This is a genomic window from Mucilaginibacter sp. L3T2-6 (genome assembly GCF_030519355.1).
GTDB lineage: Bacteria > Bacteroidota > Bacteroidia > Sphingobacteriales > Sphingobacteriaceae > Mucilaginibacter.
Map to the genome: position 1 here is coordinate 177,863 of NZ_JAUMKC010000007.1, position 23,726 is coordinate 201,588.

The following is a 23,726-nucleotide window of genomic DNA, read 5'->3' on the forward strand; positions in this document are numbered from 1 at the left end:
CGAATTCCGGTATCTTCTTGTCGGGGTGCAAAGATACAGTTTGTAAAGGATTTACCATTAAATTTTTTGAATTAGTTTAGCAGGCCCTAAAAGTAAGCGAAGGCTGGAGGTTTGGAAGAAAAAACATTTTATGCTGCTTACAACATGAAGGCATTACCGCTTTCCGGGCTGCTAAGCTAAAATCCTGCTATCACCTGCAAAAAATCATTCATTGTATTAATATAATCCCGGTAAATTTGAATTTCGCTTTATTTGTATAATCAACACTTATATCCTATGAAAGTTATCAACCGGTTTAAACTGAATATTTGCTTCGCGGCCTGCCTGGCAATGGCGGGAATGGTGAAGGCGCAATCGTATGTGCCGGAGTACAACGATGCAAGACTGAAGATAAAGCCTACCGTACCCATCAAAGCTTATTCGTTTGATTTGAAGGACGTGAAACTGCTCGACGGTCCTTTTAAAACCGCCATGAACGCCGATATCACTTACCTGCTTACCATCGAGCCCGACAGGCTGCTGTCGGCCTTCCGCACACACTCGGGGCTAAAGGCAAAGGGCAAGATGTACGAGGGCTGGGAGTCGTCTGGACTGGCGGGGCATACGCTGGGACATTATTTGTCTGCTATCTCCATGTATTATGCATCCAGCCGCGACCCTGAGTTTTTAAAGCGGGTAAATTATATTGTAAAGGAGCTGGATGAATGCCAGGCGGCGCGCAAGACCGGCTATGTAGGCGCTATCCCGAAGGAAGATACGGTTTGGGCCGAGGTAGCCAAAGGTGATATCCGCTCGCACGGGTTTGATTTGAATGGCGCGTGGTCACCCTGGTACACGGTGCATAAGGTAATGGCCGGCCTGCTGGATGCATATCTGTATACCAAGAACTATGAGGCCCTGAAAGTGTGCCGCGGCATGGCCGACTGGACCGGCAAAACCCTCAAAAATCTGAACGAAGAGCAGTTGCAAAAAATGCTGATCTGCGAATATGGCGGTATGGCAGAAGTGCTGGCGAATCTATACGCCATAACCGGCGATAAAAAGTACCTTGCCCTGAGTTATAAATTTTACGACAAACGAATCCTCGATCCATTGGCAAAAAAACAGGATGTACTGCCGGGAAAACATTCCAACACGCAGATACCAAAAATTATCGCCAGCGCGCGCCGCTATGAGCTTACCGGCGACAAGAACGACGATGCCATAGCCAATTTTTTCTGGACTACGGTCACCAAACACCACTCCTACGCCACCGGCGGAAACAGCAACTACGAGTACCTGGGCGAACCTGACAAACTGAACGATAAGCTCACTGAAAACACCACAGAAACCTGCAACACTTACAATATGCTGAAACTGACCCGGCATTTGTTTGCGGTGTCGCCCTCGGCTTCCCTGATGGATTATTATGAAAAGGCGCTTTACAACCATATACTGGCTTCCCAAAACCACCAGACCGGTATGGTATGCTATTTTGTGCCGCTGCGCATGGGCGGCAAAAAACAGTACAGCACCCAATTTGATGATTTCACCTGTTGTGTGGGCTCGGGCATGGAAAACCATGTGAAATACAACGAGAGCATCTATTTCCGCGGTGCTGACGGCAGTGTGTATGTGAACCTGTTCATCCCGTCGGCATTAAATTATGCTGCCAAGGGCGTAACTATTAAACAGGAAAGCCTGTTCCCGGCCAGCGAGCATGTAAAATTCACCATTAATACCAAAAAACCGGTTACAATGGCCATCCGGCTGCGCGATCCTAAATGGGCCGGTGCTGTCAGCATTACCATTAACCGCATTCCGCAGCATGTTAAGCCTGACGCCAAAGGCTACTTTGTATTGAACCGTAAGTGGAGTAATAACGACAAGATAGAGTTCACTCTGCCCGAAAATCTTTATACCGAAGCGATGCCTGACAATGCCGACCGGCGCGCAGTTTTTTATGGGCCGGTGCTGCTGGCCGGTGTCCTCGGCAATACCGAACCTGATCCAACCAAAGGTGTTCCTGTATTTGTAACCAGCGAGAAGGATCCTAACAAATGGCTGGAAATGGTAGACCAGCGTCAGCTCACCTTTAAAACGGTAAACGTAGCCCGCCCGGATGAAGTTACACTAATGCCATTCAATCAAACCAAAGACCAATACTATTCGGTTTACTGGGATGTGTTTACCCCCGAAAAATGGACCGTACAGCAATTGGCTTACGACGCTGCCCGCAAAAAGCAGAAAGAACTGGAAGACCGCACCACCGATGTGCTCCGTCCTGGCGAAATGCAGCCCGAGCGGGATCACAACCTTACCGGCGAAAAGCTCACCAATGGCGAAGAACATACCCGCAAATGGCGGGCTACCGATCCGGAAGGCTACATCCAGTACGACATGAAGGTTGACGGGAAAGCGCAAAATACGCTCATCAATACCTATTGGGGCATGGATAACCGCGGTCGGGTTTTTGACATCCTGGTGGACGGTATAGAGCTATCCACCGAAGATCTGAACAAATACAAGGAAAGCCGCTTTTACGACATCAGCTACACCATTCCCATAGAGCTGACCAAAGGCAAGCAAAAGGTAACTATCAAATTGCAGCCAAAAAAAGGTAATATGGCCGGCCCGGTTTACGGCAGCCGGGTGGTGAAGGAGTAATAAGTTTTCAGTTGGCAGCAGCAGTTATGTTCTGACTGCTGCTGCCAACTTTCTTTCCGGATATTTTGTTTCCTCGTACCAATTCACCTATCTTTATTATAATAAATCACTCATCCACCTAATACCTTTTTAAATGGCCACACTACAAAACGGTTCATCAGGCGGCGAGGTAACCATGTTACAGCGCGCACTTTCATTATTAGGCTATAGCTGCACTGTCGACGGCAACTTTGGGCCAGGCACACAAGCGGCAGTCGAGCAATTTCAAACAGCGCAAGGGCTTACGGCCGACGGCGTAGCAGGCCCCAACACATGGGCAAAGCTGGATTATTTGGCGCCGCAGGGAATGGATATTTCGCATTTCAACACCGTCACGTGGAATAATTTGTCGCAGCACATTCAGTTCGTATTTCACAAATACAGCCAGGGTGCTACCTATAAGGATCCTACATTCAGCGCCAACCTGGCATCCATAAAGCAAAAAGGATTGCTGTACAGCGCTTACCATTTTCTCACCTTCCAGGATTCAGCACAATCGCAAATAGATAATTTTATGGCCTGCTGGAACAGTGTGGAAGGGCCAAACGCTTTGCCGCCCGTGCTTGATGTTGAGTGGCAGGTAGGCAGCAGCGATGCCAACACTAACCAGTTGAATAGTTATATCGCCCAAAATAAAAATGCCTGTATACAGATTATTGGCGAATGGATTGACGCCGTTGCCGCGCAGACCGGCCGCACGCCGATCATTTACACCGCCAGGAGCTTTTGGAACGAATACTTTAGCGGCGTAACGCAATTTGGCGACAACCCGCTATGGATACCGGCATATCAGCAAAACCCTCCGGGATTACCGCAGGGCTGGTCGTCCTATGCTATATGGCAATATTCCGAAAACGCCTCTATACCCGGCGTAGGGGGTGGCAGTTTGGATATGGATATCTTTAATGGAAACCTGGATGCGTTAAAGGCGCTCTAACGCAGTAGTAGCAGTGGCAATAGTAGTAGTAGTAAATACCGGCTGCCCGCTGCCAACTGAAAGACTACCTTGAAAATCTATCAATCTCGAGACTGTTAATACCAGGCTTCAAGTCGCTTTAAGTCGTGCTGGTTTATTTGGTAGGGTTCCCTATCCCAGAAAACGGGAATTTTTGCAATGCAACTGATATTAGTTTCCAGGCTGCCGGAAGAGAGTTCAAAATCAAACCGGGGGTGCTCCGCGGAATAAAATTTCAGGTCCTTGGTGTTTTCTATAAAGCTAAACCTTACGTCGATAATGCCGATAACTTTTACATGGTTGGCCGCCACGTAACGCAGCAGCACTGGTTCTGAGGGATAAACATAGCGATAGCTTTCGGCGGGGGCAGTCATATCATGGCCGGCGTATTTTTTTACCAATGCCATATCAAAGTTTTTTACTTCCTCTATTGAATTAAATTCCCGGTAGTCTGCATAAATATCCCTGTCATCCAGCGGATAAACTGATTTGCTCTCATCTTCTTCATCGTCGTTATACAGGCGGCGATAAAGTGTATAATGGGCGCTAACTTGTCGCGGCTGATCGTAATAAAACGTAAATTCGGCAAAAAGGTGGTCAGTGTTTGTGTAAACTTTCAGGGTTCTGTCCATGGCCAGTTAAGGTTTATTTATAAGCGCCAAAGTATGCTTTTATTTTCTTTGACAGAAATTGTCGCGGGTTTTATTGCCTGATATTCTTATTGGTTTTATCGTATCTTTACGGTAACGCCAGGCCGTATCCTTATGATTTCGGTTCCGTGGCAAAATTTTATTTGTAATGACTAAACCGGCTACATCACGCAACTACGGGCTTGATATGATAAGGGTGATTTCCTGCTACATGGTAATACAGGCCCACGCCGGCGAATTTTTCTTTATCGGTAACGGCGGTAAAATAACCAACACTGCCGATGCATATTGGGTGGGCTGGTATAACCCGGTATGCATAACTTCGGTCCCGTTGTTTGTAATGATTTCAGGCTTTTTTCTTTTCCCGGTGACAAATATCCCCGCATTTTTAAAAAAGCGCTTTAGCAGGATTTTGATTCCCTTTGTGTTATGGTGCATATTTTATGCCCTTTATTATTACGCCAAAGGTTATGTCGACTTAAAAACAACGCTCACCAATATTGCCAATATCCCGGTGAATTATGGCGCCGAGGTGGGCCATTTATGGTTTGTGTACATGCTGCTGGGCATTTATTTGTTTGCGCCGGTACTTTCCCCATGGATTGAAAGCGCGAACCGGCGAAGCATGGAATATTACCTGGTACTGTGGGCGGTGTCGCTGTGCATTCCGTATATCCATTTGCTCACACCCGGCTTATGGGGCGAAACTTTCTGGAACCGTACCCCCATGCTGTATTATTTCTCGGGCTTCCTGGGTTACGTGGTGCTGGCCAACTATATTAAACGCTTCCACATGGCGCCAAAACGCTGGAATTACATTGTTGGTACTATCCTTTTAGTCGCGGGCTATGCCATAACCACCGCCGGGTTCATCAGCAGATTACAAACCGAGCAATACATCAATAAACTGGCGCTTACATGGGGTTTCGAAACCATTAATATTGCCATGATGACTACCGGAGCCTTCCTGATGTTGAAAAACATACAAATAACCAATCCGGATAGTCCGTTTGCAAAACTACTGATTGATATCGCTGCCAAAAGCTATGGCATTTACCTGGCACATATCCTTATCTTAAATGCGGTACATTCAGTATTGAATCCACGGTTAAACAGCGCAGCTGTTAAAATTCCATTAATGGGTATTTGCGCCTTTGTGATTACCTTTTTGGCGGTAAAGGCGCTTTCGTATTTTCCAAAGAGTAAGTGGATTGTTGGCTAAAGCCAAGTTGCATCCTTTTTTAAAGAGCAATTCCAACCTGTATTCCAAAAAACGCTACGGCGTAACACCCCTTTATGGGGTTTGGGGGAACGCATTCCAGCCCTGTGCCTTTAATTCATGTACCGTGCCGCTTTTGGTAATGAGGTTGCAGCCTGCTGATGGCTCGGTGATATAACCGATGATGGAAATATCCATCTTGAATTTAATTTTGTCGTAGTCTGCTTGCTTTACAGTGAAGAGCAACTCGTAATCTTCGCCGCCGCTCAGGGCGCACACAGTTGGGTCGAGGTTGAATTCGCGGGCGGTTTCGAAAGTCATGGGATCGAGGGGGATCTTTTCCTCGTACAGATTGCAGCCTTTGCCGCTTTGTTTGCAAATATGCAGCACCTCGGAAGCCAGTCCGTCCGACACATCAATCATTGCCGTTGGTTTTACATCAATTTCTTTTAGCAGGTCAATAACGTCGCGACGCGCTTCCGGCTTCAGCTGCCGCTCAACAATGTAGTCCTTTCCTTCCAGATCGGGCTGAATGTTTGGATTTTCCAGGAAGATCATCTTCTCCCGCTCCAGTAATTGCAGACCGGTATAAGCACCGCCTAAATCGCCTGAAACACATATCAAATCGCCCTCCTGCGCGCCGTTGCGGTAAACCACATCCTTTTCGTCGGCATAGCCGATAGACGTCACGCTAATAACCAACCCCTGCTTTGATGACGACGTATCGCCGCCAACCAAATCCACATTATATTTTTCACAAGCCAGGTAAATGCCCTGGTACAATTCCTCAACAGCCTCCAGCGGAAACTTGCTGCTTATCCCTATCGATACCGTAACCTGCGATGCAGTGCCGTTCATAGCATAAATGTCGCTTAGGTTTACCTGTATGGCTTTGTAGCCCAAATGCTTAAGCGGGGTATAAGCCAGGTCGAAATGAATACCTTCCAGCAGCATGTCGGTGGAGATGAGTGTTTTTTTTCCGGCAAAATCAAGCACGGCAGCATCATCGCCAACGCCTTTAATAGTGCTGGGCTGGGCAATCTTTATATTTTTAGTAAGGTAGTTGATCAGGCCGAATTCGCCTAATTCCTGTATATTCGTTCTGTCTTTATTATCAAACATATCTTGGAAATTATACCGATTTTTTAATTCACTTCAACCATTTTTCGGACAATGAATACACCCAATCAGCCAACAAAAATACAAAAACCAAAACTAAACCCATTGGGAACTATAGATATATAAGGATCATCATATAAAGCACTTTTCCCTTCATCCCGTAAATTTTTCCTAACTTGCCACTCTCATCACCTATATAGATATAGTGACATTCAAAGATTTTAATTTTAACGACGATTTATTCCAAGGCATCTCGAGCATGGGTTTTACAACCCCGACACCAATTCAGGAGATGGCCATCCCGGTAATACTTAACGGACAGGACATTATTGCCTGCGCACAAACAGGCACAGGTAAAACGGGTGCATACCTGTTGCCTGTGCTGGATGTTATCGGCAAAAAAGATAATAAGCACCATACCAGCACCCTGATACTTGCCCCAACGCGGGAGCTTGCCCAGCAGATAGACCAGCAGGTGGAAGGTCTGGCCTACTTTACCGGTATCAGCTCGATTGCCGTGTTTGGCGGCGGCGATGGCAGTGCCTACGAGCAGCAGCGCCGCGGCATACAGAACAATGTAAATATCATCATTGCCACGCCTGGGCGGCTGATAGCGCATCTTACATCGGGCGTCCTCAAGCTTAATCATGTAACTCACCTGGTGCTTGATGAAGCCGACCGCATGCTCGACATGGGTTTTTACGACGACATTATGCGGATTGTTAGCTACCTGCCGAAAGACCGGCAAACACTGCTATTTTCGGCTACTATGCCGGGGCGCATACGCACGCTGGCCAAAAAGATATTAAATAACCCGGAGCAGATAAACATCGCAATTTCGCAACCTGCCGTGGGCATTGACCAGCAGATCTACCGCGTGCACGATGCGCAAAAAACGCCATTACTGCAAACCATACTTAAAACCGGTGGCTATGTAAGCACTATAGTATTCGCCTCGAGAAAGGAAATTGTAAAATCGCTTACCCGCGAGCTGAGGGCAGCCAATTTGAAGGTGAAAGCCTTCCATTCCGACTTGGAGCAAAAAGAGCGCGAAGAAATATTGCTGGATTTTAAAAACCGGCAGTTGCCCGTCATCATCGGCACTGATGCCCTTTCCCGCGGTATCGACGTGGAAGGCATCGACCTGGTTATTAATTACGACGTGCCTGGCGACCCGGAAGATTATATCCACCGGATTGGCCGCACCGCCCGAGCAGAGACCACCGGCACCGCCATTACCTTCGTAAATCACCGCGACGAGCGCCGCCTCAAAAGCATAGAAACACTGATTGAAAAACCTATCCGCCTAATGGAAGTGCCGGATGACTTAAAATCTATCGAAGGCCCCAAACCAACCGAGCAACCTACCAAAAAACGCTCGAACCGTAGAAGGTGGGGGAATAAAGGAACGCCGAAGAAAGGCTGAATTGCTGTCGAATTATTTCATTTGCAATAAATTTCGAGGATTGATTGCAGAGACGCGTAACATCGGCCCGTACGATTCCTCTCGCAGGCATATACCGCCGGATTTCCCAAATAAACCCTATTTTTGCTTTACCCAAAACTACCATGTTTAAACAATGTCTTTGCTTGTGGTTTTTACTGCTGACAGCGGCCGGAGCCATTGCACAAGACTCACTTGCACAATCAAAAGATACGATAAAACACCTGCAGCCGGTAATTATCCGTGCTTACCTTTCAGATCAGCCGTTGATTAATCTGCCTGCTTCGGTAAGCGCTATCGGCAGGGCGCAATTAAACCTGCAGCCAGATAATTCTTTTGTTTCGGCGCTTAACAGCGTGCCTGGGGTAAGGGCTGAAGAGCGTTCTCCGGGGAGCTATCGTTTATCGGTCAGGGGCAGTTTGCTGCGGTCGCCTTTTGGAATCAGGGATGTGAAAATTTATTACGACGAAATCCCGTTGACGGACGCAGGAGGAAATAGCTACCTGAATGCGGTCGACATTAACGGTATTAATCATATCGAAATACTAAAAGGGCCCGATGGGAGCCTTTTCGGTGCAAATTCTGGCGGAGTGGTTTTGCTTAGTCCGGTTAGCTGGAAGTCTGATAGCAGTTTTGTATCGCTGGGCCTAAACGGCGGTTCCTATGGACTAATACATCAGAACGCTAATATCCAGCAAAAAACCGGCAACAGTCTGTTGAACTTAAGCCAGGGCTACGAAACCTATCATGGCTATCGCCAAAACAGCGATATGCGCCGCCAGTTTGTACAGGCGGCAGACCAATGGAACTACAACGGCAAAGATTTGCTGCGCGTGCTGGGCTTTTATTCTGATCTGCATTACGAAACCCCGGGCGGGTTAACGCTGGCCCAATATCAAACTATGCCGCAATCGGCGCGACTGCCAACAAAGGTTGTACCGGGCGCTATCCAACAAAAAATCGGCATCGGCACAAAAATGTTACTGGGCGGCATGGTAAACGAGCTGCATATTAATGAGAGGCTACGGAATGTATTATCGGTTTTTGGTGCTTATGTAGATTTTTCCAACCCGTTCATCACCAATTACGAGCAGCGCTATGAGGGTACGTATGGCTTACGGACTTACTTTGAACTGAACAGCGGAAAGCATACGGATTACGGCTGGAAAATAAACCTCGGTTTGGAATGGCAGCAAACCAACTCGGACATCAACAACTATGGTAACCGGGCCGGGGTGAGAGACACCGCGCAAACTCTGGATAAAATTCATACCAATCAGCATTTCTTTTTCGCCCGCTATGTGTTCGACCTGTATAACCGCTGGCATGCAGAAGGGGCGTTGAGCCTTAATTTTTATAATTACAGGTTTCGCAATATGTACCCCAATGCCGAAGCCGGATTTACCAGCCGCGACTTCAGGGCACAGTTGATGCCAAGGATAGCATTGTCGTACGATGTTACCGATAACTTTATTTGGCGGGCGTCAGTCAGCCGCGGCTATTCGACACCCACAACCGCGGAGATTCGACCAACGGACAACATCATCAATACAAATTTACAAGCCGAAAATGGCTGGAACTACGAAACTGGTTTCCGCCTGCGCAATATAGACCAGACAATGTTTTTGGATGCTTCGGTGTTTTATTATGTACTGCACAATGCCATTTTGATCCACATCAACCCGGATGAAACCGAAACCTACCTGAACTCGGGTGGCACGCGACAGCCGGGGTTTGAATTGTATTTTTCCGACTGGCTTATCCGTCCGCGCAATACCGGCTTTATAACGGGATTACAGTTTAATGAGTCAGTCACGTTCAATAAGTTCACCTTTAGTGGCAATAACGATGGCAAGCAATTGACAGGTGTTCCGGGACAGGTCTTCATTACCAGCGTGCAGCTCAAACTTCCTGCGCAGCTTTATGTATATGCTGAACACAACTATACTGCCCGCATCCCGCTTACTGATGCTAACACCGTTTTTGCTGATCATTATAACCTGGTGCAGGCCAAAGCGGGATGGCAGTTTAAATCGAATAAAAAAAACAAACTGGAAATATATGCCGGTGTAGGGAACCTGCTAAATGAAAAATATAGCCTGGGGAATGACTTAAACGCTGTTGGCAGCAGGTATTATAACCCTGCGCCATTACGCAATTATTACATTGGTTTTAGCGCAGGGTTTAAATAAGAATTAAAAAAGGCAACCTCAATACCTTTTTATATAGTTAATTTAAGGAATAACTGTTTCTGAAACGTTTCCCCCACGGCCTTTAGTATCAAACGCACGGAATTTAACGGCTTTTCCATCGCTTGTAACAGCATCGTTATATAGCTTGCTTTTTGCGTCAGGGTCCTTGCCATCGGTCGTGTACCTGATGATTAAACCCGGGAACTGGACGTTGGCTAAATATTTGCCATCCTGCAAAACAACACCCGGTTTGGGCACGCGATAGTTGTAGCCGCCATTCATATAGCTTAAGCGGGGCAGCTCGCGTTTGCCAAGCACATTCAGGAAGTTAGACCAGGCTGTTTGATAAAGCGCTTCTGCTTTGGCCGGGTCCTTCTCAGTAGCCCAATCGGGGTCTTTAGCCCATGCACGTTCGGCAAAACCCAAAAGGCGCGGCAGCATCATATACTCCAGGCGTTCTGTGCTTTTAATATTTTCGCCCCAAACCGCACTTTGCAAGCCAATAATATTGCTTTTGCCATAATCGGTGAGGCGTTGCTTGCCGATAAAGATATTGCGGTTAATCGGCAGGCCATCCCTGTCGACCTTTGAGTTTTTAAAATAATCAAATGGGATAAACGAGAATGGCTTATCGATATCAGAAAAAGCGCCCCAGTAATAACCCGGCTCATCGAATGATTTATAATGCGCCATATCGAAATACATATTGGTAACCGGCGTCAACACCGTTTTATAGCCAGCATTGGCCAGCTTGTAAGCCAAATCCTCGTTGCCGCCTCCAAGTGTATTATTCCAAACTTCCACCTGAGGGTGCTCAGGCATAAAATCCGGGTTGGGGATATAAACCGGAGTGCCGTCGAGGGCGGTTTTACGTAACGCCATTTCCTCCCATCCTGACAGATAAAGCCCTTTGACCTTTAGCAGTTGCATTACACGGCCGTAGAAATAGTACCAGACATCCGCGGTGCTTTGTATTTCGGGATTCGATGCTTTGAGCGCAAGAAATGCAGGTGATTGTTCCCAAACGTGAGCCGGAACCTCATCGCCGCCCCAGTTGATAGTTTTCAGTGGCACGCCGGCTTCCTTGTACATATTCACTATATCGCCGATAACGGTTTCCACAAAGTTGTAGGTTGACGGAAGTGATACATCGATCACGTTATCCGTCCAGTACTGGGCGGTGCTGTATTGCGACTTATCGCCGGGAGAATAGAGCAGGTATTTTTTAGCTTCTGCTTTCCTGCCTTCGGCCATTAGGCGATCGTAACGGGCATTCATCGATTTTATGGCTGCACGTGCATGGCCCGGCGCTTCAATTTCGGGTACCACCATGATGTGGCGCTCATTGGCATATTTCAGTATCTCTATAAAATCAGCTTTGGTATAAAAGCCGGTCCCTGTTTTATTCTCCAACTCGCCCCCCGAGCCATGCGAAGCTGGCAGAAATTGTTTGCTATCCAGCGTATGCCCCCGGCGACCGCCAACCTGAGTCAATTCCGGTAAAGATGGCATTTCTAAACGCCAGCCTTCATCTTCGGTAAGGTGCATATGGAATACGTTTATCTTATACAGCGCCATCACGTCCAGCACACGAAAGATCTCTTTTTTGGGCTGAAAGTTACGACCAACATCCAGCATAAAAGCACGGTAAGCGAAGCGGGGTTCGTCTTTTATTTCTACGCAGGGGATTGGGATTTCCTTCTGGCGATGAGCCAGGGCAGTTACGGGAACTAATGTTTTTAAGGATTGGATGGCATAAAATAATCCCGTTGCCGTGCTTGCGTTTACATCTATTTTTCCTGTGGTAATTGTAATCTCATATGCCTCGGAACCCAACCCGTCTTTAAAGTTAAAGCTTATTAATGATGCTCCGGTATTTTTTGCAGGACCTTTCTGCAAAAGCTGGCCAAGCCATGTATCAAAAAGCCGCACTTCACTGGCAAACCGGCCGTCGAAATGAGTCGAACTATTTTTATCAAGTATAAAAAATCCACCCGTCTCTTTATAACTCACCGGCGTAGGAAACACCTTTGTCAATTGCGTTTCCGGCACATCAACAATACTTTTATTCTGCTCATAAACTGTAGCAGGCGTAATCAACCCGGTATAATTTGGCTTAAAAGGTTTATAGTTAAAAGCGCCGGTGTTGTAGCCTCTGTCCGGTTGTACATCCCAGACCACGTAAAAACCTTCCGGGCCGTCGGTAATGTTTACCACCTCGTCTTCAGTCACATATTCAATCCGTACCGATTGCCCCGGTTTAATATCCGGGAAAGAAGCCGCGGGCGTTAAACTGAATAAATCTCCGTTTATAAACTTAATACTGGCATTGCCGGTTAGGGTTTGTTCCAATATCATGCGGGCAGAGTTAAAATACATTTTCCAGCCTGTGGCGGGGAATGTCGCCTTGCCGTTATTGGTTATAGTTACAGCATTTAACGCCTGTCCTTTTTTGGGGCTATCGTTTTGTACAGCTTCCCAGGTAATGCTAAGGTCGCGGGTGTCAAATTTGGGAATATCTGCAGGTTTGGCAGCAACGCTTACCCATAGCATTGCCATCAATATAACAGGAAAATAACGCATAAGGCTTTTAATTGATTTAGTTGAAATAGTAAATATAAACCAATTATGAAATTTCCGAAGCTTTTTAAAAATTTTTAAAAAGTTTTGCGATTCCAGCGCTATGATCTGGAGCGGAGACTTGCAAATGAGCGCCGTATGAATGGCAAAAACATTCGGCAGGCAAAGGGATATGGATTGATTGAATGAGTTAGAAAGCTATAAATTTATCCATCTGTTCCTCAGTATATTTCACGGTATCCTTTTGGAAAAGATTATTTTCGGCATCAAACTCCTTGTTAACATTGCCGATATGAATTTTAAGCGGCATCACATGTAAGTTCATATAATGGCACACGCCGGTAAAATGATCTATCCCCCGGATGTTTCCATATTTTCCTGATGATAAACCCGTAAGTGCGGCCTTTTTATTGTAAAAGCTATCCGGAAAGCTACAGGCGTCCATAAATACTTTCAAAACTCCGGGAAAGCTGCCATTATATTCCGGGATGATAAATAAAAACTTATCGGTTTTGTTTACAATGTCCTGTATTGGCATAAATGCTTCGCTACGCTTATTGTACAGGTCTGTCTCGATAATATTTGGCGGCAGTTGTGTTAGGGACAACAGGCCTGCGTCGAGCCCTTTTTCGCTCAATCTTTTCTGGTAATACTGCGCCAGTTTAAAGGTGGAGCTATGAGGACGGTTAGTTGCAGATATGATGGTAGCTATCATTTTACTTTATCGTTAGCGGTCAAATTCAGACCATTGAAATTCGCAACAGGCAAAGTAAATAAATAAAGATGTAAAGTAATGGGAGTTTTGTAAACATAACAGGACAAAGGCATCTGATTTTTGAGGATAATCTCAACCAGCGATTAGTCTTTTCTTTAACACTTTTCTTATTGGCTTCATTTTAATTAAGTTAAGAGCGGTCCTGCAGATGCTGGAGAAATTTTCAGCGGTATTGCATTTCTGCTGCCTTGGGGAAAAACAACGTCAGGAAGGCAATAGGGCGGGTTTTCAATCTACCAGAGTGAACGGATAGCTCTGACCGTCTTTAGGGTGGCTCGCCCACGCTAATGACGTAAAAGAGTTTTTCTTGAGGTTCGTTTTGTGAAGCTTTTTAGGCAGCGGAATTAATACAGGCATCTGTATGGCACCACGCATTGCCACATGGCAGCAGTACCAATACTTCAAACAAACCAAGGTTTCTGCAGTATTTTACATACGATCCGGCCGGGGCAGAGTAAGAATTTGTTTTAAGTAAAACCGATCAGCTCCTAGCCTGGTGAGCATTTTTGATGTTTTCTAAAATGAATTTACAAAGCACGTTTGCTGAAGCCTCAATGGTTTCGCTGCCCGTATTTATAATTAAATCCCAGTGAAGAGGTTTATCGTAACTATCGTTTATTCCGGTAAGATTATGGAGTTTATCGGGATGATCTTCCGGCAGCAATGCCCGCTTATAAAGGCCTTTGGTGTCGCGTTCAATTAAAATATCAACAGCGCAGTTTATCCACACGGTCTTAATACTATAGTTTTCTCTTAATTCTTTTCTTACCTCTTCAAAAGGATTAATCGCAGCAATAATTGCTGTATCACAGGTGTCACCGAATGCAAGTGCCGCTTTTGCCAAACGCCGGATATTCTCGCAGCGGTCCTGCCGCGAAAAACCCAGATCTGCGCAAAGCGTTTTGCGGTAAACATCGCCGTCGACTATTTCAACCTTTATCGATCGCTCCGCTAATTTTTCCTTAACATAACTTGAAATAGTTGTTTTGCCTGCGCCTGATAAACCGGTGAGTTGGATGATGAGCATCCTCAAAAATAAAACAAATAATATCTATTAGGTTGTATATCAAAAACAACAGGGCCATCTTTATGACGACCCTGTCCTGGTGAGCTGCTGAATAACACTGAAGTAAGTTTTGTGCCCCTGTACTTTTCCGTGTTCCCACCATGTTTTTTTGATGCGTACGGCGTTATTTTGCTAAACCTCTGAAGCAAAAATAACAGTCTGTAAAAGAGCATGGTTATACATATCCATACAAGCTGATACAATTTGGTTCAAAATTCTTTACGGCTGTCCTGGCTGACTTGAACACATCTTCAACCCCAATATTCCAACCATTATCACCAGCATAAAGAAAACCTCCTGCCACGAAAATCGTTGACCAAAGAAAGATATTTCTGATAATTTAAGCAGGATCAAAGTAATAGCCGTCCATATAGCAAAAGCCATGGCCGTCGGAACCTGCTTAATAGCCATTGAGAAAAAATAGATATTGGCGAGGCCAAATAAAAGGTAGCCTGCAAATAGCAGCAACAAAGGCAATCCGCCCGTCCAACGGTAAAAGTTGACAAGCCTCAGCATTTTAAGATCGCTGAATTTCATGAATTTGAGACAGAATGTCCAGGCTGTTTCGCAAGCTGCGGCTAATAATAAATATATCCAGGCCAATAGTGATTATGTGTTTAATGTATGATAAGTTTCAACAGGTTCAGGAGGCGCGCAGTGCCGTCTGGCGGGCCGTGATTTTTGTTTGCCAAATAAACCCAATACCAGTTTCATCAAGCTGGGCCGTATGTTATAATAAAACCGAAACCATTTATGCTTAAGTAACTTTCTCTCATCGAAACGCTTTAGGGAAAATGCGTGCTGTAAAAAATAGTCCTTTGGATAGTCGTAATAAAGCCCCCAATTTCCCGGTTCGTTACCCGGCTTGAAGCCGGGATTATAAATCGTTCCGAAAAGATAATCCCAAACTGCAAACTTGGTGGAAAAGTTAGCGTGAAACACTTCCCGGTAATTAGCATGATGCCATAGGTGCAGCTCAGGTGAATTCAAAATGTACTTAAGCTTCCCAAGTTTTATATTGATGTTGGCATGAATAAACATACCAAACATGGCATCGAGCAATGCCTTTATTGGGATAACTGCCGGGTCGGCGCCGAGGAGCACGATCGGCGCAAACTCAATGGTCTGATTGATGATAATTTCCATGGCGTGGGAACGCGAGCCTGCTAAAAAATCAACCTCTTTACCTGAGTGATGAGTTTCATGAGTGCGCCATAATATTTTATTGGCATGCTGCAGCCGATGAAAGAAATAGATATACAAGTCATGTGTCACCAGGAAAAACAATACCTGCAGGGCTACCGGTAATTCCTTAAAGAACTGCAGACCGTGCCACCCAATATGATGCTGGAGCGGATAAATGATACAATCGAATATTACAATCTTCAGCACATAACTCTGGATGATAGTGTACCAAACCAAATCTACCCAAAATCCCTCCCTGAAAAACGGTAAGCCCTTGCGGTAAGGCGACAGCCGCTCCCAGGATATGATAAAGATTATCCAGCAGATGAGGATAGTGGTTGTGATTTGAATTAATGTCATCTTACATTAAGAATGTCATTGCAGGAGTACCGATGAAGTTTGATGAATTTTACATCAGTGATTTCTCTTTATACTCTTCACTGATATTTACTCTCAATCTTTTCATTGGCCCGAGCTCTGATTCATAAACCTTTTTTATACCATCGCCGGTGGCAGTTTCGACATCGCGTATATCACGTACCAGGCGCTGGAAGCCCTGTGGTTCAACTGAAGCGGCATGATCTGAACCCCACATGGCCCTGTCAAGCGTAAAGTGGCGCTCAACAAACGTTGCCCCTAATGAAACGGCCGCAACCGTAGTGGCCAGGCCGGTTTCGTGACCGGAATAACCAACCGGTACGTCCGGATAATTTGAGGATAGCGTTTGTATCATTTTCAAATTCAACTCCTCAGGCTTGCATGGATACGCCGATGTTGAATGAGCGATAAGCAAAGGGTAATTTTCATCAAACGCTTTAACCAGGTTAACTGCTGCTTCTATCTCTTTAGTGGTCGACATCCCGGTTGAAAGCATCAATGGCTTGCGGGTTTGTAATATCCTGGTGATAAGCGGGAAATCTGTCAACGATGCTGAAGCCAGTTTATACAAGGGTGTATCAAAACGCTCCATAAAATCAACCGCTTCCACATCCCAGGCAGAAACGAACCAGTCGATACCTTGCTTTTTGCAATACTGGTCGATAGTGGCGTATTCGGCGTACCCAAATTCGGTTTTGCGTTTATAATCGATGTATGATATGCGGCCCCATGGTGTGTCGCGCATCACGTCCCATTGGTCTTTTGGCACGCAAATCTCCGGCGTTCTTTTCTGAAACTTTACAGCGTTGGCTTTTGCGGCAACAGCCTCGTCAATCAGCTGTTTGGCGATGTCGAGTGAGCCATTATGATTGATGCCTATTTCGGCAATAATATAACAAGGCTCGCCGGGCCCAATTTTAGTACCGGTGTTTAATCTGATGACTTTATTGGCTGGTTTAGCCGTTTTTGCTTTCTGCCGCGATGCAATAATCATCTCCGCAAATTCCCTGAAACAGCCCTCGCCGCCTTTGGCCTGGCAAGTAATGGCTGCAACTTCCTTTACAAATGATATGGCGTCAGCCGGGCAGGCAGTAATACCTGCCAGCTTCATTACTTCAATGTCATTAGTGTCATCGCCTATATAAGCAACCTCTTCGGGTTGTAAATTAAGGCGGTTAATAATTTCTGCAAAAGTGGCAGGCTTGTCTTTAACACCCAAATGCAGTTCGGTAATTTTTAATTTTTCAGCACGCTTGATCAATGAGGGCGATAATTCGCCGGTAATGATGCCGGTAGTTATCCCTGCAAAATTATGCAGCCGCTCCACACCCATGCCGTCACGGATGCCGAACTTTTTAAATTCTTCGCCGGCTTCTCCATAATACACACCACCGTCGGTCAGTACCCCGTCACAGTCTGTGAGGAGCAGTTTAATGCGTGAAAGCTTTTCGTTTAGCACATCCATTTTTTTTAGTTTAAATATTTAAATAGCAGTCCAGCCGCCATCAACAATCAGGTTAGCTCCTGTCATATAAGCGGATGCGTCGCTGGCCAAAAAAACCAGTGCACCCTGGTAATCCGAAGCATCGGCCATACGCCCCAGCAGGGTTTTAGCAGAATAGTTTTGAATGAAAATCTCGCTTTGCCCGTTCTCTACACCGCCAGGCGAAAGTGTGTTTACCCTAACACCTTTATTGCCCCAGTAGGCTGCCAGGAAACGGGTGAAGTTTACAACAGCTCCCTTGGTAACCGGGTAAACCGGTGATTTATAAAAAGTTTGTTCTCCGCATTCGTTGCGGTAAATGGACTGGTCCGGGCCGACAACACCGTAAGTTGAGGCAATATTGATAATGCTGCCGTACCCCACTTCAACCATAGCCGCGCCGAATATTTGCGAAGCCAGGAAAACACCGGTAATATTTACCTCCAATGATTTTTTAAAGGCATCAAGCGGATAATTCTCAAATGCGGATAACTCTTTGGCCATCCCCGGATTTTCGAACATATCATTAATGGCTGCATTGTTCACCAGGATATCGATTGTACCATAGCGATTCATGATCTGCTCACGCGCGGTCTTCAATGAACGCTCACTGGTAACATCTACCTTTAGTCCGCCGTGCTGGTCGCCAAGCATTTCGGCAAACTCTATGGCGCCGCCTTCATCAAGGTCGGCTACGACCACATTTGCGCCCGCGTTAGCCAGCGCCTCGCAATGTTTTCTGCCCAGCAAGCCTAAAGCACCGGTGACGATTGCAGTTTTATTTTTTAGCGAAAACAGCTCCATAGATTTCTTCTATACTGCTTTGGGCTTAATATTATAATTATCTACTTTACGGAAAACAGCCTCCAAAACTTCACCTTTCAAATACCGTTTAATATCTCCGCTTTGTATCGCGTCTTTCATTATCGGCATTACATCGCGGTATGCTGAAAGGATGTAAGCAATATCATCATCCGTATGGCTGTAGCACATATTATGAAAACCCGCCCACAGCACGCCCCGCTTTATCATTTCCTGCTGCATCAGGGTTTTTACTTCAAGCCCATTGCCTGCCGCGGGTGTAAATGTTACCATCGAGCGGCAATTGTAACCGATACAGCGGGTGTAAATGTCCATGCCCAGTTCAATCGCGATTGCGTTGTAGCCGTCTTTTAATAAGGCTCCTTTTTCATCAAGATATTGCGGTACATTTTTATCGCGCAGCTCGTTTATGGTGGCGATACAGGCGGCTAATGAAAGGGCCTCGCCGCCAAAGGTGGTATAGCTAAAAACCTTTGAGTTGAACAGATCCATTACGTCAGCTCTGCCAGTTAGCAGGGCTATAGGCATACCGTTGGCGCAAGCCTTGGAGTACACTGCCAGGTCAGGCTTCACGCCAAAATATTCCTGAGCACCACCTAAAGCAATACGAAAGCCAGTCCACATCTCGTCGAAAATCAGCAGGGTGCCGTTGGCTTTGCAGGCTTCGGCAAGCTCAGTGAGGAAACCCGGATTTGGCGCTTCGAAAATGAAGGGTTCCAGTATAAGTGCTGCAACGGTTTCATCAAGTGCAGCTTTAATAGCATCAATGTCGTTATACTGAAAGGTATAAGTCATATTCTGAACAGCCTCAGGGATACCGGCATTGCGACTGGTAATACCGATATACCAATCATGCCATCCGTGGTATCCGCAGCAAAAAACTTTTTCGCGACCGGTGAATGCTCGCGCAACACGTATAGCTGCAGAACATACGTCAGCGCCGGTTTTGGAAATTTTTACGGCCTGGGCGTTCGGGATGACTTCCTGTACCAATTCAGATAACTCTACTTCCAGCGGGTGCATCAGTGAAAAAGTGATACCGTCGGCAAGTTGTTCTTTTATAGCCTCGTCTACCGCCGGGTAAGCATAGCCCAATGAAATTGGACCGATAGCCGAGTTAAAGTCGATATATTCGTTTCCATCAACATCCCATACGTGCGAGCCTTTTGCCCGCTGAATGTATTTTGGCGCTACGCCATTGGTGAACTGACCCGGGCCTTTAGCCAGGGTTTGGGTAACCGGCTTTTGCACCTTTAATGCACGGGCATATAATTCGTTTGATCTGGTTATTTCGGGGTAATCGGGATTAAATGATATCGTATTAGGCATAGTATTTTTATTTTATTCAGAAAACTGCGGGACCATTATTTCAGGTTGTTTATAAAATGTTTTGTAGCCGAGTATCTTTTCGGCTATTTGCTTTCCGGTGAAGCCTTCGTGCTGTAACACGGCTGGCAGTAACGCCGGTTTGAACCAGCGCTCGTTTAAAGCGATAGGCAATACGTTGGCTGTCAGGCCATGCTTCAGCAGTACCTCTGCCACGATGCTGTATAAGCCTCCTGTTTGGAAATGATCTTCCAGCGTTACGGTAAGCGCACTGTCGCGGGTAGCTTCTATGACGGCGCGCTCGTCGACCGGCTTCAGGCTGCGCAGGTTGATAAGGCCAACCGATAAGCCTTCGCGTCTCAATATTTCCACGGCAATCAATGCCTGTTCAAATAGCAAGCCGTAGGTTATAATGGTAACATCATCCCCGATGGAGATTACCTCGGCCTTGCCCAGTTCAAATGGTGCATGTATATAATCCGCCCTCCGGGTATTAATGCGTACGTATGATGGCCTGGAATAAGCCCATATCTGCGGCAGCATTTTTACCAGGTCATCCTCATCGGCTGGTGCGAAAACCGTCATGTTCGGGATGCCACGCATTAAAGAGATATCCTCTAGGGCCTGGTGGGTCGGGCCATTACCGTCTGATAAAAATCCCGGGATAAAGCTGCTCAACTTAACAGGCAGGTTGGGTATGCCGGCATCGGTCCTTAAAAATTCAAAGGCACGCATGGTTAAAAACGAGGCAAGCGCATGCACAATTGGTATGCGACCGCGCAAGGCAAGTCCCGCAGCAGCGCCGATCATGGTTTGTTCGGTTATACCGGTATCAATAAAACGGTTGCCCAATTTGGCGGGTATGTTACGCACCAGCGCCCGGTTCTCGGCTGTCATTACGATGAAGCGTTCGTCGGCTAAAGCTGTTTCTGTCAATAATTCTTCGTACGACATGTTATCTCACTACTAAAGTTTCGGAAGTTAATCGGGTTAAATGTTCGCCATGCAGTTCCTTCAACAGGTCGTCAACCTCCGCGGCGGTAAAGTTGCAGAACCACCTGTCGGCACGGCGCTCTATGCTGGGCAGACCTTTGCCGCGTACGGTATCGGCAATCACTACATTTACCTTGCCCTTTTCAAAAGGGAAAGCCGAAAAAGCAATATGCAATTCATCAAAATCATGACCGTCTATCCGCCTTACCGATGCACCGAAGGATGCGAACTTGTCATGCAATGGTTCCAGCGGGATAAGCTCCTCGGTAGGCATATTGGCCTGGAAGTGATTACGGTCGACCACGAAGATCAGGTTATCCAGCTGATAGGCATTAGCTACCAGTATTGCTTCCCAGCAAGTGCCTTCGTTCAGTTCTCCGTCGCCTGTAATGCAAACGACTTTATTATTACCGCCCCTGATTTTAATATCCATAGCCACACCAATAGCTATGGATGGCAAATGCCCCAGTGAACCGGAATGGAATTCGATACCCGGTATTTTTGTATTGGGGTGCCAGTAGATATTATCGTGAACACTCAAATGATTTTTTAATCTTTCGGGGGCGATCAGGCCAAGCTCGGCGAAAGTGCCGTACAGCGCCGGTACATCATGGCCTTTCGAAAGGAACAGGTAATCGCGGTTAGGGTCGTCCAAATTTTCGGGGGTGATGTCCAGGAATTCGGAATAGAGATAAACGATCAAGTCCGCCGCAGATAATGAGGCCCCTACAAAACAGCCGCCGTCCGTCGACATTTTAATAATATGCTCCCGCACTTTTAAAGCGGTAGATTTCAGATTTTCTACAGAAATAACTTCAGTTTGCATGTTTTCTTTCTTTATCCTGCGACGCTTCTCGTCTGTTCGGCCGAAACAGTAGCCAACTCATCCAGGTGGTTCCGGTACCAGTTTACACCGGCGTATTTGGCGTTGATATCGTATATCTCCGGTTTTGCATCAAGCAGCGCCAATATATCGCAGCAACTGAACCGCGGATTCACCGGATATAATTCTTCGTAAACTCTTTTGATAAATTGAAAGTCGGCTTCATAATCGATAGTGAACCGGTGCGACATGGAGTAATCCAACCCTGTCGCCCATGTATAGTTGCCGATGTTGAATTTGCCGGGGTTCTCCCATATATAGGGCGTGGTATGCTCGAGTTCCAGGGGTCGCTTTGCTTCTTTCCAGGTTTTGTAAAGGCAATCCATACTCATTATCTCCACATCGTTCCCATCGGGAAATGTGGCCGGGTGCAGGTTGCTCACATAATCGTATTTACCCTTCCAGGCGAAATAAAAGCTTAGTACCTCGTCTATGATTTGCCCATCAATCAAAGGGCAATCAGATGGGATTTTTACCACATGGCCGGCATTAAATAAGCAGGCGGCCTGGTAGTGGCGATCGAGCAGGTTATTAAGGTTTCCGCGGAAACAGGCAACGCCCATACCCAGGGACTCTTTTTCTATGATATCATCTTCCCGCTCGCAAGAGGTGGCAACTACTATATACACTTTATGATGCACCTGGCGCACGCGCTCAATCATGCGGTATAACAGGCTTTTGCCCAAAACCGGGAGCATAACCTTTCCCGGCAGCCGGCTCGACGACATTCGCGCTTGTACAACAATCAGCGTTTTTGCTGCCATTCTTTCCCTCTTAAAAAATTATATCAGGCATATTGTAAAGCGGGAACTTCTGCACTTTCCCTGTGAAATTGGAAGTCTCTCAGAAAATCTTTCCCGGTGCCGTCAAACTCAACATAGCCGCGGCATATCTGCGCTATATTTCCCGCCGAAGCGCCACCATTTTGGATTGGAGCCAGTCTCCTCAGCTCATCAATGTCAAAATATGAATGGACCGGTTTGCCAAGTGCTATGCCGGTGTACACCACAGTTGAATATTGCGTTATCAGCTCACAGCAGTTGGCAATCATGTGGCTGGTGTTGCCATTCTGGTAAACCATCGTCCCGGCGGGGGCATGTTTGCGTATCTCGGCTTCCGCACGGTCGAACCTTTCGTTAGGATGCAGCTTAAAAAGCAGCCTGCGGCCCGCGGCTATTTTCACTGCTTTTCTGATAAATGCCGGTCTGTTTTCAAACTTGTAAGTCTCGCGCATATCCGAGGTGGCCACCATCACGTAATCTCGAAAGGGGAAATCGTTAATAATATGCTGGAAATGATTGTCGTAATTCGGGATGCCGGTAACAATCAGTTTTGATTTATCGGTTCCATTTTTGGCGAAAAATTCTTTGTAGCCTTCGGAAGCGGTACAATAGATATCGCAAACATTGGTAGAGCCGTTTAATGATGTATCGCCGGTAAAATAGGGCGGCAAACCTGCCGACTTAACTATGCCGGTTAAAAGTCTGCGCTTGTCAATCATGCCTTCCTGTACCCAAATAGTTTTGGTATTTCTGAACTTTTTGGCCATCAGCATATCGCTGCAATAAACCACCAGGTCATAGGTGTTTTTTTCGGCGCCATAGTCTACCTGCAGGTCATGTGTTTTAAGGTAATTTTCTGACTTCGCTCTGAACTGGCCTGTCAGCACGGTACCCTCGGCAAGACTGGTATGTTTCATCAAAGCTTTCAACACAGGCGAGTCGGTAAAGACCTGGCTAAACCAGCAGTCGTATTCGCTATCCAGGTGTTGCGAAATCTGGTGCATTTGTGAGGTTTGATTTATCGAACCTGTGATAAATAATATCTTCTTCCTCATCGCTTAGGGGACTTTAGAATGACCTAAAATAATGATAAGGTTACCGGCTTGTATGCCCTGGAAGAAAGGGTAATGTATAATTAATCTGAGCTTAATACGGTTTGCTAAAACAGCCTTTTTGCGTTTTTTGGTTA

The 23,726-nt window shown here is 46.2% G+C and carries 19 protein-coding genes; 5 read left to right on the forward strand and 14 right to left on the reverse strand.

Annotated elements, in window-relative coordinates:
* The first annotated feature begins 276 nt into the window (after window positions 1–276).
* Window positions 277–2,646 carry a glycoside hydrolase family 127 protein gene (locus Q3W13_RS10370; RefSeq protein WP_302863513.1) on the forward strand — a complete coding sequence of 790 codons (2,370 nt, stop codon included), beginning with the start codon at window positions 277–279 and terminating at the stop codon, window positions 2,644–2,646.
* Window positions 2,647–2,779: 133 nt separating this feature from the next.
* Window positions 2,780–3,622, forward strand: coding sequence for a GH25 family lysozyme (locus tag Q3W13_RS10375; protein WP_302863514.1), 843 nt, complete (start codon window positions 2,780–2,782; stop codon window positions 3,620–3,622).
* Window positions 3,623–3,717: 95 nt separating this feature from the next.
* Here Q3W13_RS10375 and Q3W13_RS10380 read toward each other — a convergent pair whose 3' ends face one another.
* Window positions 3,718–4,272, reverse strand: a complete 555-nt coding sequence (locus Q3W13_RS10380) for a hypothetical protein (RefSeq protein ID WP_302863516.1) — start codon at window positions 4,270–4,272, stop codon at window positions 3,718–3,720.
* 166 nt (window positions 4,273–4,438) lie between these two features.
* Between Q3W13_RS10380 and Q3W13_RS10385 the strand changes: the two genes are divergently transcribed.
* Window positions 4,439–5,512 (forward strand): acyltransferase, encoded by a 1,074-nt coding sequence (locus Q3W13_RS10385; RefSeq protein WP_302863518.1) that lies wholly within the window; start codon window positions 4,439–4,441, stop codon window positions 5,510–5,512.
* Between the two features lie 72 nt (window positions 5,513–5,584).
* Here the strand turns inward: Q3W13_RS10385 and thiL are convergent, their stop codons facing one another.
* Window positions 5,585–6,631 carry a thiamine-phosphate kinase gene (thiL, locus tag Q3W13_RS10390; protein ID WP_302863521.1) on the reverse strand — a complete coding sequence of 349 codons (1,047 nt, stop codon included), beginning with the start codon at window positions 6,629–6,631 and terminating at the stop codon, window positions 5,585–5,587.
* 256 nt (window positions 6,632–6,887) lie between these two features.
* Between thiL and Q3W13_RS10395 the strand changes: the two genes are divergently transcribed.
* The gene (locus Q3W13_RS10395; protein ID WP_302863523.1) at window positions 6,888–8,054 is read left to right on the forward strand and encodes a DEAD/DEAH box helicase; all 1,167 of its coding nucleotides are present in this window, start codon (window positions 6,888–6,890) and stop codon (window positions 8,052–8,054) included.
* A 143-nt stretch (window positions 8,055–8,197) separates the two neighbouring features.
* Window positions 8,198–10,264: a TonB-dependent receptor gene (locus tag Q3W13_RS10400; RefSeq protein WP_302863525.1), complete on the forward strand. Its 2,067-nt coding sequence runs from the start codon at window positions 8,198–8,200 to the stop codon at window positions 10,262–10,264.
* Between the two features lie 42 nt (window positions 10,265–10,306).
* On the opposite strand, the gene Q3W13_RS10405 is transcribed toward Q3W13_RS10400, so the two are convergent.
* The 12 genes from Q3W13_RS10405 to Q3W13_RS10460 form a co-directional block, all read right to left on the reverse strand.
* The gene (locus tag Q3W13_RS10405) at window positions 10,307–12,847 is read right to left on the reverse strand and encodes a family 20 glycosylhydrolase (protein WP_302863527.1); all 2,541 of its coding nucleotides are present in this window, start codon (window positions 12,845–12,847) and stop codon (window positions 10,307–10,309) included.
* Window positions 12,848–13,034: 187 nt separating this feature from the next.
* Window positions 13,035–13,556 carry an NADPH-dependent FMN reductase gene (locus Q3W13_RS10410; RefSeq protein ID WP_302863586.1) on the reverse strand — a complete coding sequence of 174 codons (522 nt, stop codon included), beginning with the start codon at window positions 13,554–13,556 and terminating at the stop codon, window positions 13,035–13,037.
* 544 nt (window positions 13,557–14,100) lie between these two features.
* Complete coding sequence (gene cysC / locus Q3W13_RS10415; protein WP_302863528.1) at window positions 14,101–14,646, reverse strand: adenylyl-sulfate kinase; 546 nt, start codon at window positions 14,644–14,646, stop codon at window positions 14,101–14,103.
* Between the two features lie 258 nt (window positions 14,647–14,904).
* Window positions 14,905–15,222: a multidrug efflux SMR transporter gene (locus Q3W13_RS10420; RefSeq protein ID WP_368077630.1), complete on the reverse strand. Its 318-nt coding sequence runs from the start codon at window positions 15,220–15,222 to the stop codon at window positions 14,905–14,907.
* A 72-nt stretch (window positions 15,223–15,294) separates the two neighbouring features.
* On the reverse strand, window positions 15,295–16,230 hold the full coding sequence (locus Q3W13_RS10425) for a sterol desaturase family protein (RefSeq protein ID WP_302863532.1): 936 nt from the start codon (window positions 16,228–16,230) through the stop codon (window positions 15,295–15,297).
* Window positions 16,231–16,279: 49 nt separating this feature from the next.
* Window positions 16,280–17,713 (reverse strand): N-acetylneuraminate synthase family protein, encoded by a 1,434-nt coding sequence (locus Q3W13_RS10430; RefSeq protein ID WP_302863534.1) that lies wholly within the window; start codon window positions 17,711–17,713, stop codon window positions 16,280–16,282.
* 18 nt (window positions 17,714–17,731) lie between these two features.
* The gene (locus Q3W13_RS10435) at window positions 17,732–18,535 is read right to left on the reverse strand and encodes an SDR family oxidoreductase (protein WP_302863536.1); all 804 of its coding nucleotides are present in this window, start codon (window positions 18,533–18,535) and stop codon (window positions 17,732–17,734) included.
* A gap of 9 nt (window positions 18,536–18,544) precedes the next feature.
* Window positions 18,545–19,882: an aminotransferase class III-fold pyridoxal phosphate-dependent enzyme gene (locus Q3W13_RS10440; protein WP_302863539.1), complete on the reverse strand. Its 1,338-nt coding sequence runs from the start codon at window positions 19,880–19,882 to the stop codon at window positions 18,545–18,547.
* A 12-nt stretch (window positions 19,883–19,894) separates the two neighbouring features.
* Window positions 19,895–20,833 (reverse strand): transketolase family protein, encoded by a 939-nt coding sequence (locus Q3W13_RS10445; RefSeq protein WP_302863541.1) that lies wholly within the window; start codon window positions 20,831–20,833, stop codon window positions 19,895–19,897.
* 1 nt (window position 20,834) lies between these two features.
* The gene (locus Q3W13_RS10450; protein WP_302863544.1) at window positions 20,835–21,698 is read right to left on the reverse strand and encodes a transketolase; all 864 of its coding nucleotides are present in this window, start codon (window positions 21,696–21,698) and stop codon (window positions 20,835–20,837) included.
* 11 nt (window positions 21,699–21,709) lie between these two features.
* Window positions 21,710–22,519 (reverse strand): glycosyltransferase family protein, encoded by an 810-nt coding sequence (locus Q3W13_RS10455; RefSeq protein WP_302863545.1) that lies wholly within the window; start codon window positions 22,517–22,519, stop codon window positions 21,710–21,712.
* Window positions 22,520–22,542: 23 nt separating this feature from the next.
* A complete protein-coding gene (locus Q3W13_RS10460; RefSeq protein WP_302863546.1) occupies window positions 22,543–23,592 on the reverse strand; it encodes a hypothetical protein in 1,050 nt (349 codons plus the stop codon).
* Between the last annotated feature and the right edge of the window lie 134 nt (window positions 23,593–23,726).

Bases quoted from the DNA above. Each gene is read 5' to 3' on its own strand.
- Q3W13_RS10370 (WP_302863513.1), top strand. From the start codon at position 277: ATGAAAGTTATCAACCGGTTTAAACTGAATATTTGCTTCGCGGCCTGC.
- Q3W13_RS10375 (WP_302863514.1), top strand. From the start codon at position 2,780: ATGGCCACACTACAAAACGGTTCATCAGGCGGCGAGGTAACCATGTTA.
- Q3W13_RS10380 (WP_302863516.1), bottom strand. From the start codon at position 4,272: ATGGACAGAACCCTGAAAGTTTACACAAACACTGACCACCTTTTTGCC.
- Q3W13_RS10385 (WP_302863518.1), top strand. From the start codon at position 4,439: ATGACTAAACCGGCTACATCACGCAACTACGGGCTTGATATGATAAGG.
- thiL (WP_302863521.1), bottom strand. From the start codon at position 6,631: ATGTTTGATAATAAAGACAGAACGAATATACAGGAATTAGGCGAATTC.
- Q3W13_RS10395 (WP_302863523.1), top strand. From the start codon at position 6,888: ATGGGTTTTACAACCCCGACACCAATTCAGGAGATGGCCATCCCGGTA.
- Q3W13_RS10400 (WP_302863525.1), top strand. From the start codon at position 8,198: ATGTTTAAACAATGTCTTTGCTTGTGGTTTTTACTGCTGACAGCGGCC.
- Q3W13_RS10405 (WP_302863527.1), bottom strand. From the start codon at position 12,847: ATGCGTTATTTTCCTGTTATATTGATGGCAATGCTATGGGTAAGCGTT.
- cysC (WP_302863528.1), bottom strand. From the start codon at position 14,646: ATGCTCATCATCCAACTCACCGGTTTATCAGGCGCAGGCAAAACAACT.
- Q3W13_RS10420 (WP_368077630.1), bottom strand. From the start codon at position 15,222: ATGAAATTCAGCGATCTTAAAATGCTGAGGCTTGTCAACTTTTACCGT.
- Q3W13_RS10425 (WP_302863532.1), bottom strand. From the start codon at position 16,230: ATGACATTAATTCAAATCACAACCACTATCCTCATCTGCTGGATAATC.
- Q3W13_RS10430 (WP_302863534.1), bottom strand. From the start codon at position 17,713: ATGGATGTGCTAAACGAAAAGCTTTCACGCATTAAACTGCTCCTCACA.
- Q3W13_RS10435 (WP_302863536.1), bottom strand. From the start codon at position 18,535: ATGGAGCTGTTTTCGCTAAAAAATAAAACTGCAATCGTCACCGGTGCT.
- Q3W13_RS10440 (WP_302863539.1), bottom strand. From the start codon at position 19,882: ATGCCTAATACGATATCATTTAATCCCGATTACCCCGAAATAACCAGA.
- Q3W13_RS10445 (WP_302863541.1), bottom strand. From the start codon at position 20,833: ATGTCGTACGAAGAATTATTGACAGAAACAGCTTTAGCCGACGAACGC.
- Q3W13_RS10450 (WP_302863544.1), bottom strand. From the start codon at position 21,698: ATGCAAACTGAAGTTATTTCTGTAGAAAATCTGAAATCTACCGCTTTA.
- Q3W13_RS10455 (WP_302863545.1), bottom strand. From the start codon at position 22,519: ATGGCAGCAAAAACGCTGATTGTTGTACAAGCGCGAATGTCGTCGAGC.
- Q3W13_RS10460 (WP_302863546.1), bottom strand. From the start codon at position 23,592: ATGAGGAAGAAGATATTATTTATCACAGGTTCGATAAATCAAACCTCA.